The sequence below is a fragment of the Bradyrhizobium sp. ORS 111 genome, from assembly GCF_045571485.1.
Lineage (GTDB): Bacteria > Pseudomonadota > Alphaproteobacteria > Rhizobiales > Xanthobacteraceae > Bradyrhizobium.
Window position 1 is genome coordinate 6615463 of the sequence record NZ_CP120701.1, and the last position, 14357, is coordinate 6629819.

Here is a 14357-nt window from a genome sequence, read left to right on the forward strand (position 1 = left end):
GCACGCAGCTATTCACCCCACACACCGACATTGCCTTCTATGGTATTGTCACGGCAGGGAGATTCGCGCCCGGCCAAGCGAGATTTGTGTACATGAAGCTCACGCGCCTCCGCCTCCACGGTTTCAAGTCGTTCGTTGATCCCACCGACTTCATGATCGAGCCGGGCCTGACCGGCGTCGTCGGACCGAACGGCTGCGGCAAATCCAATCTGGTCGAAGCGCTGCGCTGGGCGATGGGCGAAACTTCGCACAAGTCGCTGCGCGCCGCCGACATGGACGCGGTGATCTTCGCCGGTTCCGGCAATCGTCCGGCGCGCAACCACGCCGAAGTGGTGATGACGATCGACAATGCCGATCGCACGGCGCCGGCCGCGGTCAACGACAGCCAGATTCTGGAAATCTCCCGCCGCATCGAGCGCGAGGCCGGCTCGGTCTACCGCATCAACGGCCGCGACGTGCGTGCGCGCGACGTGCAGATTCTGTTCGCCGACGCCGCCACCGGCGCGCGTTCGCCGGCTCTCGTCCACCAGGGCAAGATCGGTGAAATCATCCAGGCCAAGCCCGAGCAGCGCCGCCGCGTGCTGGAAGATGCCGCCGGCGTCGCCGGCCTGCATGCCCGCCGCCATGAAGCGGAACTGCGGCTCAAGGCGGCCGAGACCAACCTGACCCGCGTCGAGGACGTGATCGGCCAGCTCACCGGCCAGATGGACGGTTTGAAGAAGCAGGCCCGCCAGGCGATTCGCTACCGCGAGGTGGCGGCGAAGGTGCGCAAATCCGAGGCCACGCTCTTCCACCTGCGCTGGATCCAGGCCAATGCCGACGTCAACGACGCCGCGCACACCCATGATCTCACCGTGCGCGAGATGGCCGAGCGCACCCAGCATCAGGCGGAGGCCGCCCGCATCCAGGCGATCCGCGCCGCCGAGCTACCGGCGCTGCGTGATGCCGAGGCGCGGGCCGCCGCCGGCTTGCAGCGCCTGACCAATGCGCGCGAGATGCTCGACCGCGAGGAACAGCGCGCCAAGGAGCGCGTCGGCGAGCTCGATCGCCGCTTGACGCAGTTCGCCGCAGACATTGCCCGCGAGCAGCAGCAGACCTCGGACGCCGACATCGCGCTGCAACGGCTCGACACCGAAGACGCCGAGCTGAAGGAAGAGATCAAGTCGCGCGTCGAGAAGCGCTCCGGCGTCGACGAGCGCGTCGCGGACGCCGAGGCCATTCTGGCCGCGACCGAGCGCCAGTTCACCGAGCTCACCACCCAGCTCGCCGATCTCACCGCCAAGCGCAACCAGCTCGAGGCGGGCGTGCGCACCCATCGCGACCGGCTGGCGCGTCTCGATCAGGAGATCGCCAACGTTCAGGCCGAGGAAGAAAAGCTCGCGCAGGAAACCGGCAATCTCGGCGACATCGATGCGCTCGCTGCCGCCATGGAGATGGCGCAGCAGACGCTCGCCGAATCAGAGGCCGCCGTGCAGGCCAGCGAGGCCCATCACGCCGCGGCGCGGCAGACGTTGGAGTCCTCGCGCAACCCGCTTGTCGAGGCCGAGAAGCGCGTGCAGCGCCTTGAGACCGAGGCCCGCACCATCTCGAAGCTGGTCACCAGCGAGACCAAGAACTTGTGGCCGCCGATCATCGACGGCATCACGGTCGCCAAGGGTTATGAGAAGGCGATCGGCGCCGTGCTCGGCGACGACCTCGACGCACCGGTCGATCCGTCGGCGCCGATGCGCTGGACCAATGCCGGCGCGACCGGCGACGATCCGGCGCTGCCCGATGGCGTCGAGCGGCTGGCGGACCATGTGCAGGCCCCGCCGGAGCTGGCGCGGCGTCTAGCGCAGATCGGCGTCATCGCCAAGGAACGTGGTGCTGCGCTGGTGTCGCAGCTCAAGACCGGCCAGCGGCTGGTGTCGCTGGAGGGCGACGTCTGGCGCTGGGACGGCTTTGTCGCCGACGCGCATGCGCCGACTGGTGCCGCACGCCGCCTGGCCGAACGCGCTCGGCTCGTCGATATCGAGCAGGAGCTGGAACAGGCTCGCATCGATGCCGCCGCCAAGCGCCAGGCGCTGGAGACGGCCGAAGCCGAACTGCGCTCCGCATCGGCCGCCGAAGCCGCTTCCCGCGAAGCGGTGCGCGCCGCCCGCCGCGAGACCGACGCCGCGCGCGAGCGTCATGCCGCGACCGAACGCGAGATCAACCGCCATGCCGCGCGCAAGTCGGCGCTCACCGAGGCTCATAGCCGCGTCGCCGCCGATCGCGCCGAGGCCGAGGCCGCGCATGAGAGCGCGGTCGCGGCGCTGTCCGAGCTGCCGCCCAGCGTCGAGACCGAAACCCAGCTCGCCGCGGTGCGCGCCGAGATCGACAACCAGCGTCGTGCCGCCGCCCAGGTCCGCGCCGAGGCGCAGGCGCTCGCCCGCGAGGCCGAGCTCGCCGATCGCCGCGTGCAGGCGATCCTCGCCGAGCGCAACGAGTGGCAGAGCCGCAAGACCAGCGCAGCCTCGCAGGTCGAGACCATCGAGGCGCGTATCGCCGAAGTCTCGATCGAGCGCGAAGAACTCGCCAACGCGCCGGAGGTGTTCGCCGAGAAACGCAGCGCGCTGATCTCGGAGATCGAGCATGCCGAGAGCGATCGTCGGATCGCCGCCGACGCGCTTGCGACCGCCGAAGCCGCGATGGCGGAAACCGACCGCGTCGCCAAGGCCACGCTCGAAGCCCTCTCCTCGTCCCGCGAGGCCACCGCCCGCGCGGAGGAGCGCATGGAAGGCACCCGCCGCCGCCTCGCCGATATCGAGCGCGAGATCCACGACATGCTCGAGGTCGAGCCGAATGCGGTGGCCGCCATGGCCGAGATCGAGCCCGGCGCGGAGCTGCCGCCGGTTACCCAGGTCGAGGAAGAGCTCGAAAAGCTGCGTCGCGACCGCGAGCGCCTCGGCGCCGTCAACCTGCGCGCCGAGGAGGAGCTCAAGGAGGTCGAAACCCAGCACACCGCGCTGACCACCGAACGCGACGATCTCGTCGAGGCGATCAAGCGGCTGCGCCAGGGCATCCAGAGCCTCAACCGCGAGGCCCGCGAGCGTCTCTTGACCTCGTTCGAGACCGTCAACAACCACTTCAAGCGGCTGTTCGTCGAGCTGTTCGGCGGCGGCGAAGCGGCGCTGCACCTGATCGAGAGCGACGATCCGCTTGAGGCCGGCCTCGAGATCATCGCCAAGCCCCCGGGCAAGAAGCCGCAGACGCTGTCGCTGCTCTCGGGCGGCGAGCAGGCGCTGACGGCACTGGCGCTGATCTTCGCGGTGTTCCTCACCAACCCGTCGCCGATCTGCGTGCTGGACGAGGTCGACGCGCCGCTCGACGACCACAACGTCGAACGGTTCTGCAACCTGCTGCACGAGATGACCGGCTCGACCGAGACCCGCTTCATCATCATCACGCACAATCCGATCACGATGGCGCGGATGAACCGGCTGTTCGGCGTCACCATGGCCGAACGCGGCGTGTCTCAGTTGGTCTCGGTCGACCTGCAGGGCGCGGTGGATATCCTCGACCAGAACGTGGCGTAGGGTTAGGCCTGCGCATCGACGTCATTTTCGTGATACCTCAGCACCGTCATTGCGAGGAGCTCGCGACAAAATTGCAAAGCAATTTTGCGCTGAAGCGACGAAGCAATCCATGCCTCAGCAAGTAGCGCCATGGATTGCTTCGCGGAGCCTGTCATCGGGCGCGCATTCGCGCGACCCGTTGGCTCGCAATGACGTGTGGATGGCACGTCAGGATATGACGAAGACATGACCTCACCCGATCTCCCCGCCGAACTAAAGGCCGCCCTCAACGCCAGGCTCGAAGGCCTGTCGCGCAGCGATGCGGCGAGCCGGGCGGCGGTAATCTCGCAAACCTATCGCGAAGGCGGTGGCTCCGGGACGATCAGGACCGAGACCGATGCGCTCGCCTACGCGCTGGCGCGGATGCCGGCGACCTACGCCGCGGTGGTCGCAAGCCTCAACGCGCTCGCCGAGGTCAGGCCGGACTTCGCTCCGGCAACCCTGCTCGACGTCGGTGCCGGCCCGGGAACGGCGAGCTGGGCCGCAACGGAAGCCTTTGCGTCGCTGCAACACTGCACCCTGTTCGATGCCAACGCCGCCTTGCGGACGTTGGCGCAGCACCTCGCTCGTGACAGCACGCGCCTGCACGCCGTCACCTATGAGCTCGGACCGGCTCGGACCCTGCTCGCGCAGGCCGAGCCCGCCGACCTCGTGATTGCGAGCTATATGGTCGGCGAGATCGGAGACGTCGAGCGAACGGCATTGGCCGACGCGCTGTGGTCCAAGACCAGGGATACGCTGCTGGTGGTCGAGCCCGGCACGCCCGCCGGCTATGCACGGATCATAACGTTGCGTGCGCAATTGATCGCGGCCGGCGCCCACGTCGCCTCGCCCTGCCCGCATGACCGCGCCTGCCCGCTCATCGCGCCCGACTGGTGCCATTTCTCCCAGCGCCTACAGCGCTCGCGCGCGCACAAGCAGGTGAAAGGCGCCGAGGTGCCGTTCGAGGATGAACGCTTCGCCTACGTCGCGCTGACACGCCTCCCCGCGACCTCGCATCCATCTCGCGTGTTGGCGCAGCCTGACGCCGGCAAGGTCGAGATTGCGGCCAAGCTGTGCACGCCCGACGGCGTCACCGTCACCAGGATTCCCCGTCGCGCCAAGGCCGATTATGCGCGCGCCCGCCGCTGGCGCTGGGGCGACGCGGTTTAGGCAAGCCGGCCTGATAGGGGCCGAGGAACGGCACCGCATCGTTGAACCAATCCTCGGGCTGATCCGACCAAGACAGCGCCCACCTTTTCGCGGCGGGCTGCCGCGTGCCCTGATTTGGGTTACGCTGCCGCCGTGTCGTGCCATCAGGAGCTGCCTCGTCATGTCGACCAGTTGGATCGTTATCGGCGTCATCGTCCTTCTCGTGCTGTTTGCATTCGGCGCCTACAACCGCCTCGTGGCGCTCAGCCAGCGGGTCAACCAGGCCTTTGCCGACATCGACGTGCAGCTCAAGCAGCGCCACGACTTGATCCCGAACCTGGTCGAGACCGTGAAAGGCTATGCGGCGCACGAGCGCGGCACGCTGGACGACGTGATCAAGGCACGCAATTCTGCGATGTCGGCGCAGGGGCCGGCTCAGGTCTCGGCCGCCGAGAACCAGCTCTCCGGCGCACTCGGCCGCCTGATCGCGCTGTCGGAGGCCTATCCCGACCTCAAGGCCAATGCCAACTTCCAACAACTTGCCGCCGAGCTCTCCGATCTCGAGAACAAGATCGCCGCCAGCCGCCGCTTCTTCAACAATGCTGTCCAGGAGTACAACACCGGCATTCAGCAGATGCCGGCCGCGCTATTCGCCGGCATGTTCGGCTTCACCCGCAAGGATTTCTTCGACCTCGGTGCCAGCCGCGCCGACGTCGAGACGGCGCCGAGCGTGAAGTTCTGAGCCGCATGACTCAGCGCATGCTCGGTCATTCCGGGGCGTCGCAAAGCGACGAACCCGGAATCTCGACGTTCACCTCGAGATTCCGGGTTCGCGTCTGTGACGCGCCCCGGAATGACGAGAATTGATGATGGCCGCCTACGGTCTCTACACGCATATTGCATCGAACAAGCTTCGTTCGATGCTGCTGCTTGGCGGCCTGTTCCTGCTGATCTACGTGCTGGTCTATGCCGGTGCACTGGTCGGCGAGGTGGTGATCGATAGCGGCCGCTCGGTCGACGAATACCTGAGACAGGCCGCGCACGACCTGGTGTCCGCATTCCCCTGGGCCACGATTGCGGCCGCTGCCTGGATCGTCATCGCCTACTTCTTCCACCAGGACATGATCGATGCCGTCACCGGCGGCGAAAGCGTGACGCGGCAGCAGCAGCCGCGCCTCTACAATCTGTTGGAGAACCTCTGCATCTCACGCGGCATCCCGATGCCGAAGTTGAAGGTGATGGACAGCCCGGCGCTGAACGCGTTCGCGACCGGATTGAACCCGCGGCAATACGCCATCACGGTCACCACCGGCCTGTTGAAGGCGCTCAACGATCAGGAGATCGAGGCCGTGCTCGGCCACGAGCTCACCCACATCAGGAACGGCGACGTGCAACTGATGGTGGTCGCCGTCATCATCGCCGGCGTGGTCGGCTTCTTCGGCGAGCTGTTCTTCCGCATCTTTACAAATCTGTCGTGGAACTCGACCGGCGGCGGGTGGTCGTCCTCGTCATCCTCCTCGTCTTCGTCGTCTTCGTCCTCAGACCGCGACAGCAAGGGATCGGGCGGTGGCGCGATCGTCGTGATCATCATCGCGATCGCGCTGATCCTGCTGGCCTGGCTGCTTTCGCAGGTCGTGAAGCTGGCGCTGTCGCGGTCGCGCGAATTCCTGGCGGATGCCGGCTCGGTCGAGCTGACGAAGGACCCCGATGCGATGATCTCGGCCCTGCGCAAGATCGAGAACCGCGGCGAACTGCCGGGCGCGACGTCGGCGGTGATGGAACTCTGTGTCGACAATCCGCGCGAGGGCTTCGCCGACCTGTTCGCGACCCACCCGTCGATCCAATCCCGGGTCGATGCGCTGGTGAAATATGCAGGCGGCCGCGATCCCGGGCCGCTGGCTCTGCCCCAGGATAGCGCCGACGATACCGGCGCAGCGGCCGAGCAGGATCGGCCGCCGCACCGCGGTCCCTGGGGCGAGGCCACAACGCTTGATGGTACGCCGCCGCCGCTGCCAGCCCCCGGTCCGGCGGAAGATCCGCCTCGGGGACCTTGGGGACGGCGCGTCTAAAAAGTCCGGCCCAGCCCTCTCATTCCATTAAGGAAATCCCCACCAAACCAAAGGTGGACTCGTTGAGGAATTGAATTCTCCCTCGTTTCTGCCATGTTCGCGCCCAAAGCAGGCGTGGGGACTTGCCGATCGCCCTCGCGATCGGGAGCGCGCTTTTAAGGGACTTCCATGGCAAAGCCGGTTGTGATCGTGGTGGGCGCTGACAAGGGCGGGGTCGGCAAGACCACCGTCTCGCGGACGCTCTTGGACTATTTCAGCGCCAACAATGTGCAGACCCGGGCGTTCGACACCGAATCGCCGCGGGGAACGCTGAAGCGCTTCCATCCTGACATCACCGAGATCGTCGACATGACGACGACCGCGGACCAGATGAAGATCTTCGATACGCTGAGCTCGGGCCCGTCGGTGACCGTGATCGACGTCCGCGCCGGACTGCTCTCGCCCGCTTTGGCCTCGCTGCGCGACATCGGCTTCCTCGATGCGGCGCGGTCCGGCCAGATCACCTTCGCCGTGTTCCATATCCTCGGCCCCTCGATCGCCTCGCTGGACGAGATCGCCGAGACCGCCAACTTCATGACCGGCGCGAAGTACTTCCTGGTGAAGAACTTCATCAACGACACTCAGTTCTTCCAGTGGGACCAGTCGACCTACAATTCCTACTTCCACCGCATCAAGGATGCGACCGACCTCACGATCCCGAAGCTAAACGAAATGGCCTATGAGCAGGTCGAGGTCTCGTCCGTCCCGTTCCTGAAGTTCGTCGCCAACAAGCTCATGAACGACGACGCCGCAAACTATTCCTTCGTGCTGCGCGGCTATGTCAGGCACTGGCTGGCCAATGTCTGGAGCGAGTACGACCGGATCAAGCTGACCGACCTGGTCGGCGCCAAGTCGGCCACGCGCGGCGAAAAATAGTCGCGCCTTCGACTTTGATGGGGCTGGATTAGGCGAAAATTTGGTCTGATATAGCGGGCGATGTCCTCCACGCCCGTCTACATCATCTGCTCGCCCCGCCCGCAGGTCGGCAAGACGCTGATCGCGCGGCTGCTGAGCGAATTTCTGCTGCTGAAGAACGGCGACGTGATCTCCTTCGACATCAACCTGAAGGAACCGTCGCTGGTCGACTATCTGCCGCGGATCACGGAAACCGCCGACGTGATCGACACCTACGGCAAGATGCAGCTTATGGACCGCGTCATCATCAATGACGGCGTCGCCAAGGTGATCGACCTCGGCTACCACGCCTTCGACGAATTCTTCAAAATGTGCGACGAGATCGGGCTGATGAAGGAGGCGCTGCGCCGCCGCGTCGCGCCGGTGATCCTGTTCGTCGCCGACACCGACCGCGTCTCGGCGCGGGGCTACGACATGCTGTCCCGGCTGATCCCGCCCAATGCGCTCGTCGTGATCGACAACGAGTTCGTGGTGCGCGGCGAGTTGCCGCCGGCAATGTCCCGCAGCCGCGTGCTGCGCTGCCGTGCGCTGCCGGTGTTCCTCAAGACCTATATCGACCGGCTGAACTTCTCCTTCACGGGCTATCTGCGCCACGAGAAGGATTCATCGACCGAGCTGCATCAATGGATCCGCCGGAACTACACCACGTTCCGCGATCTCGAATTGAGCATGCTATTGCAACGATCCTAGTGTCCTGAACCGGAAGTTCATGGCATTTTAGGCTTTGGCTGGCGCATTGTAAGCGCAGAAGCGTTCGATGGAGCTGAGAATGTCGTCGGCTGATCTGGTCCATCGGAATGGTGTTGGGTCGGCGTTGTGATGTTCGATGAAGGCCGTGATCTCGGCACGTAGCGCCGCCACACTGCGATAGATGCCGCGCCTGATTTTGCGCTCGGTGATGAGGGCAAAGAAACGTTCGACCTGATTGAGCCAGGATGAACTGGTGGGCGTCAGATGGACGTGCCAGCGCGGCCTCTTGGCCAGCCAGTTGCGGATCAGCGGCGTCTTGTGGGTTGCGTAATTGTCCATGACGAGATGAACGTCCAGATCGTCTGGAACGGCGGCCTCGATCTCATCGAGAAACTTGCGGAACTCTGTGGCGCGATGGCGCCCGTAACACTTGCCGATGACCCGGCCGGTTGCGATGTCGAGGGCGGCAAATAGCGATGTCGTGCCATGGCGCTTGTAATCGTGACTGCGGCGTTCCGCCTGACCAGGTCGCATCGGGAACGTGGGTTGGCTGCGATCCAGTGCCTGGATCTGTGACTTCTCGTCGACACACAGCACGATGGCCCGCTCGGGCGGGGCCACGTAGAGACCGACGACGTCGCGAACCTTGGCGACGAAGTCGGGATCGGTTGAAAGCTTGAAGGTCTCCAACCGATGCGGCTGTAAGCCGAAGGCGCGCCATATCCGCTGGACCGTCGAGACTGACAGTCCACTGGCCCGCGCCATGCTGCGCGAGCTCCAGTGGGTGGCGTTGGGCGGCTTCGTCTCAAGGGTGCGGACGATCACCGCCTCGATCCGGGCATCTTCGATCGTGCGCGGCGTCCCTGATCGCGGCCCATCCCGAAGACCTTCAAGCCGATGCTCGGCGAAGCGCCGGCGCCACTTGCCGACCGTATCGGGATCAATACCCAGGCGAGCCGCCACGATCTTGCTCTGCTCGCCGTCGGCACTGGCCAGGATGATCCGGGCTCGCTGCGCCAAGCCCTGCGCCGTGCTTCGGCGTGAGGCCAGCGACGTCAACTCAGCGCATTCAACCTCAGTCAATTCCAGCGGAGCAAAGCGTCGACCCATAACCATCCTCCTCAAACCATGAGGACAGTCTGCTATCTTCGAGTCGATTTGGAGTCCGCTGAACTTCAGATTCGGGACACTAGAGCATTTTCGGTTCTGATTGAATCAGAACCGAAGCTCTAGATTCTTGTTTTGACGCGTTTTCTTCACGCGAACCGGTATCCACTTCGCTCGAAAACGCTCTCGCCGTCGTCGCGGCGAAAGCCCATAGGCGCTAAGGTAGTTGGATTGCTTGATAGCGACGCTTGTGTCTGGGCGGCTCGCGGAGGTGCCGTCGGAGCGTGGAGCGGAGTCTGCGGAGGCAAGCGATTGCGGGCTGGGGAATGATGGCTTGCCGGAGCGAAGCGACGAGCTGGTGCAGGAGTCGCCACGCCCCTGGGCGGGTCAGGCGGCGTCGGCCAAGCGGGGAGAGTCCTCGAGTTCGTCGACGAGCGGCTCGAGCAGAAGAATGATCAGCAGATGGGCAAGGATATGGGGTCTGGCGGATCGCTCGTCAGTTCCGGGCGGCCCCTTCAGGCCAATCAAGCTTTTCAGCCGCTTGAAGCCGAGCTCGATGCGCCATCGCAGCCGATAGAGGGCGAGAATGTCGGCCGTCGTGAAGTCCTTTGGTTTGAGTGAGGTCACCAGGATCACCCAATCTGCGGCGTCCAGTGTTTGGCTGGAGAGCTGATGGCCTCCTTTTGTGCGGTCCGGCGTGCCTTGCGTCGCGCAGCCGCGGCAGCTTGCGCCGGCTTCCTGATCGCAACCAGACGCACGGCGAGCGGCGCGCCAGACTTGCGTTTTATCCAGATCGGCCGATCGATCATGCCGCCTGCCGTGGCTTTGCGCAGTTCGGCCGTGAGATCAACCAGACCACCTTCGGCATCAAGCCAACGCGCGCTCTTCCAGCCGGACCGGATCACGAAGTCCGCACCGGCATCGCGCAGACGTGCCATCCGCTCGGGCTGCAGATAGGCGCGATCGGCAAGACGGATTTCGCCGGCAACCGCCGGTATCCGATCCAGCGTCTCGCCCCCGCGCTCATCAGTCAATTCGAAGTGACCAAAACGCTCCCGCGGAAGATCGAACGCACTGTGGACGCGCCACACCGCGTTCTTGTTCCTGCCGCTCGTCCCAGCCTTGGGGACCGTCGTGGCGTCAACAATGCGGATCAGGCGACCGCGGCTCGCCTTCGGTGCGCCGCTCACAAGCGCTTGGCCTACCAGGCGCGCCAGCCAATCCCCGCATTGACGCAAGCGATACAACAGAGCCACGTTGGAGATATCGACAAGGCCCACCGAGGTTGCCCAGGCCGTTGTCAACCGCAGACCCCTCTCGCCGAGACAGTACGCAAGGATCAGACGCAGCAAATCGACTGCATTGCTAATCTCTCGCGGCCGGACAAACGCCTTCGTCTCGCGGGCGCTGACCTCCAGAGCATCGGCTCCGCCAAGCCGCGCAACAACACGCGCCCAGTCTTCGTTCACAAGCGATTCGTGTCTCATCCCATCTTGGAATCACAAGCAAACCCAACCCGCAAATCCTATTTTAGCGCCCATGGGCGAAAGCCGGGACCCATAACCACCGCTTTGCGTTTGGCGGCGGCTGGGGCCACAGCGTCTTTCCACAACTGACATTTGTGGTTATGGGTCTCGGCCTTCGCCGGGACGACGTGTGGAGTGTTGGTCGCTAAGCCCTCAATGCCCCTCAAACGCCATCAGCGTGCGCACGGGAACCTCCATCGCCCGCAGCTTGGCGGCGCCGCCGAGATCGGGCAGATCGATGATGAAACAGGCGGCGACCACATCGGCGCCGATCTGGCGCAGCAGCTTCACCGCGCCCTCGGCGGTGCCGCCGGTCGCAATCAGATCGTCGACCAGGATCACGCGCTCACCGGGCTGCACGGCGTCGGCGTGCATCTCCATCTCGTCGAGGCCATATTCCAGGGAGTAAGCGATCCGCACCGTGGTGTGCGGCAGCTTGCCCTTCTTGCGGATCGGCACGAAGCCGGCCGAGAGCTGGTGCGCCACCGCGCCGCCGAGAATGAAGCCGCGCGCCTCGATGCCCGCGACCTTGTCGACCTTCGAGCCGGCCCAGGGATGCACCAGTTGGTCGACCGCCCGCCGGAACGCGCGGGCATCCGCCAGCAACGTCGTGATATCGCGGAACAGGATGCCCTTCTTCGGGTAATCCGGGATGGTGCGAACGGTCGACTTGATGTCCTCGTCAAAGGTCATTGGTGTTTCAACCTCTCCTCTGTCGCTCCGTCATTGCGAGGAGCGAAGCGACGAAGCAATCCACTTTTGTCATCGTGCGGCGAAATGGATTGCTTCGCTTCGCTCGCAATGACGGTTGCCGTCAGTCCGCATCCAGCCGGAATGCATTCTCGACGATGCGGAGCCCCACCTCGCCGCCGAGCGACATCAGCGATTCCGGGTGGAACTGGACGCCGGCGACCGGCAGGGTCTTGTGCTCGATCACCATCGCGACGCCGTCCTCGGTGGTGGCAGTCACCGTCAGCACGTCCGGCACGCTGTCGCGCTCGACGAAGAGCGAGTGATAGCGGCCGATCACGATCTCATTGGGCAGGTTCCGCATCAACCGCCCGCCGCGCACCTGGACGCGCGAGGGACGGCCATGCGCCGGCTGGCCGAGCTGGCCGAGCTGGCCGCCGAAATATTCGCCGATCGCCTGCACGCCGAGGCAGACGCCGAAGATCGGCAGCTTCTTCTCCAGCGCGGTGCCGATGGTCTTCGTGATGCCGAAATCCTCCGGCCGCCCGGGTCCGGGCGACAGCACCAGGAGATCCCATCCCGCCCGCTTCAGCATCTCCTGGGCATGGACATGCCTGACCACGGTGACGTTGGCGCCGACCTGACGGAAGTAATCCGCCAGCATGTGCACGAAGCTGTCGTCGTGGTCGATCAAGAGCACGTTCTTGCCCGAGCCGGTGGCGTCGGGCGCGAAGTCCGACAGCGGCTTCGGCGGATCGCCGCGCAGCGCCTGGAACAGCGCGGCGGCCTTGACCTGGCATTCGCGATCCTCCGCCGCCGGGTCGGAATCGAACAGGCAGGTCGCGCCGACGCGCACCTCGGCGAGACCGTCCTTCATGCGGATGGTGCGGATGGTGAGGCCGGTGTTGATGCTGCCGTCGAAATTCACGCAGCCGATCGCGCCGGCATACCAGCGCCGCGGCGAGCGCTCATGGTCCTCGACGAACTGCATCGCCCACAACTTCGGCGCGCCGGTCACCGTCACCGCCCAGGCGTGGGTCAAGAAGGCATCGAGCGAATCGAAGCCCGGGCGCAGCATGCCCTCGACGTGATCGACGGTATGGAACAGCTTGGAGTAGGTCTCGATCTGTCGCCGCGCCAGCACCTTGATGGTGCCGGGCACGCAGACGCGCGCTTTGTCGTTGCGATCGACGTCGGTGCACATGTTGAGCTCGAACTCGTCTTTTTCCGAGTTCAAGAGCTTGCGGATCTGCTCGGCATCGCCGATCGAGTCCGAGCCGCGCGCGATGGTGCCCGAGATCGGGCAGGTCTCCACCCGCCGCCCGTCGGAGCGCACAAACATCTCCGGCGATGCGGAGACCAGGAATTCGCCGTCACCGAGATTCATCAGCGCGCCATAGGGCGACGGGTTGATGCGGCAGAGCCGCTGGAACACCTCAGCCGGCGAGCGCTCGCAGGGCTCGGCAAACAGTTGCCCCGGCACCGCCTCGAACAGATCGCCACGCGCGAACGACGCGCGTGCGACCTCGACGGTTGCCTGGTATTCGCCCGGGGCGTGATCGGCAAAGCCCTGGCGCGGCGTCCGGGCGTACAGGCTTGCCCCTGTCTCATGCGACCGGCCTGCGGTGGACTTGCCCTTCCAGGCGAAGTCGTAGGTTAGCACCACGCCGCGGCCGGTGGCACGGTCATAGGCGAGCAGACGGTCCGGCACATAGAGCACGATGTCGCGCTGGTCGGCCTCGCGCGGGCGCTTCTGGACGATATCCTCGATCTGGAACACGAGGTCGTAGGCGAAGGCGCCGAACAGGCCGAGCAGCGGATCGGCATTGGAGGCAAACGCCGCCACCATGTCGCGCACCAGCGACATCACGCTGGCGCGGCGGGTGCGCTGATCCTCCTCGACCGGCGCGGCGCCGCGGATGATGTGGCCAGACAGTTTGGTCGCGCTGCGCTCCGAGATCACGACGCAGGGCTCGCGCAACACGTCGGCGAGGAAGGCGATCAGCACTTCGCCACGCGGATTGAGCGCAGACAGCGCGAAGTCGGTGCCCGAGGTCTCCAGCGCCAGCGGCGGATCGGCAAAGCCGAGGTCGAAGCTCTCGTAGCGGCCCGGCACCGTGGTGCCCGAGGACAGCACCACGCCGCGGCAGCGGTCCAAAAGGGCGATCAGATCATCGAGGCGGCTGGCGCCGCCGGTGAACTGCTCGACCACTCGCGCGACCGCGAGGCCGCCATTGGTGAGGTACTCGCTCTTGGCCGGCAGGGAGAAGACTGTCCTGTTCATGTGATCCTCTTACGAGACTTGCCGAGAGAGCGCCACACAGGACAAACGAAGGGCAAACAAACGAACCTCGGTCGCACTGCGATGGCGACCTTCGACGTTTCTGAGAAATGAAATCGCACCGGCCACCTATGAGAAGGTGGGCCACCAATGACGGGATGGGCTGGCAACGGTGCTCATGGACCGCTACTCACCATCCGGCGCGAGCCGTGTCAAGGGATGGTCGACGGCCCCTGCCCCGGCCCAGGGATGCCTTTTCGGGGTTTGAAAGGGCGGAAATCCGCGTAGGATTTGCCGAATGGCGGCCGATCGC

The 14357-nt window shown here is 65.2% G+C and carries 10 protein-coding genes and 1 pseudogene; 6 read left to right on the forward strand and 5 right to left on the reverse strand.

The window, feature by feature from the left end; all coding sequences use genetic code 11:
* The first annotated feature begins 92 nt into the window (after positions 1 to 92).
* From smc to P6U30_RS30435, 6 genes are all read left to right on the forward strand, one after another.
* A complete protein-coding gene (gene smc / locus P6U30_RS30410; protein WP_407166464.1) occupies positions 93 to 3557 on the forward strand; it encodes a chromosome segregation protein SMC in 3465 nt (1154 codons plus the stop codon).
* A 225-nt stretch (positions 3558 to 3782) separates the two neighbouring features.
* Entirely contained in the window at positions 3783 to 4748 is a 966-nt protein-coding gene (locus P6U30_RS30415) for a small ribosomal subunit Rsm22 family protein (protein ID WP_407166465.1), read from the forward strand.
* Between the two features lie 160 nt (positions 4749 to 4908).
* Positions 4909 to 5469, forward strand: a complete 561-nt coding sequence (locus P6U30_RS30420) for a LemA family protein (protein ID WP_407148221.1) — start codon at positions 4909 to 4911, stop codon at positions 5467 to 5469.
* Positions 5470 to 5596: 127 nt separating this feature from the next.
* The gene (locus tag P6U30_RS30425; protein WP_407166466.1) at positions 5597 to 6796 is read left to right on the forward strand and encodes a M48 family metallopeptidase; all 1200 of its coding nucleotides are present in this window, start codon (positions 5597 to 5599) and stop codon (positions 6794 to 6796) included.
* 168 nt (positions 6797 to 6964) lie between these two features.
* Positions 6965 to 7711, forward strand: coding sequence for a hypothetical protein (locus P6U30_RS30430; RefSeq protein WP_407148223.1), 747 nt, complete (start codon positions 6965 to 6967; stop codon positions 7709 to 7711).
* 60 nt (positions 7712 to 7771) lie between these two features.
* Entirely contained in the window at positions 7772 to 8440 is a 669-nt protein-coding gene (locus P6U30_RS30435; protein ID WP_407166467.1) for a hypothetical protein, read from the forward strand.
* Positions 8441 to 8467: 27 nt separating this feature from the next.
* On the opposite strand, the gene P6U30_RS30440 is transcribed toward P6U30_RS30435, so the two are convergent.
* From P6U30_RS30440 to P6U30_RS30460, 5 genes and pseudogenes are all read right to left on the reverse strand, one after another.
* Positions 8468 to 9556, reverse strand: a complete 1089-nt coding sequence (locus P6U30_RS30440; protein ID WP_407166468.1) for an IS630 family transposase — start codon at positions 9554 to 9556, stop codon at positions 8468 to 8470.
* A 378-nt stretch (positions 9557 to 9934) separates the two neighbouring features.
* Positions 9935 to 10339 carry a transposase gene (locus P6U30_RS30445; RefSeq protein WP_407170405.1) on the reverse strand — a complete coding sequence of 135 codons (405 nt, stop codon included), beginning with the start codon at positions 10337 to 10339 and terminating at the stop codon, positions 9935 to 9937.
* A gap of 113 nt (positions 10340 to 10452) precedes the next feature.
* Positions 10453 to 11034 (reverse strand): annotated as a pseudogene (locus P6U30_RS30450) (IS4/IS5 family transposase); the annotation flags it as partial.
* A gap of 192 nt (positions 11035 to 11226) precedes the next feature.
* Complete coding sequence (locus tag P6U30_RS30455; protein ID WP_407166469.1) at positions 11227 to 11766, reverse strand: adenine phosphoribosyltransferase; 540 nt, start codon at positions 11764 to 11766, stop codon at positions 11227 to 11229.
* Positions 11767 to 11887: 121 nt separating this feature from the next.
* Positions 11888 to 14047 (reverse strand): anthranilate synthase component I, encoded by a 2160-nt coding sequence (locus P6U30_RS30460; protein ID WP_407166470.1) that lies wholly within the window; start codon positions 14045 to 14047, stop codon positions 11888 to 11890.
* Positions 14048 to 14357 lie beyond the last annotated feature (310 nt).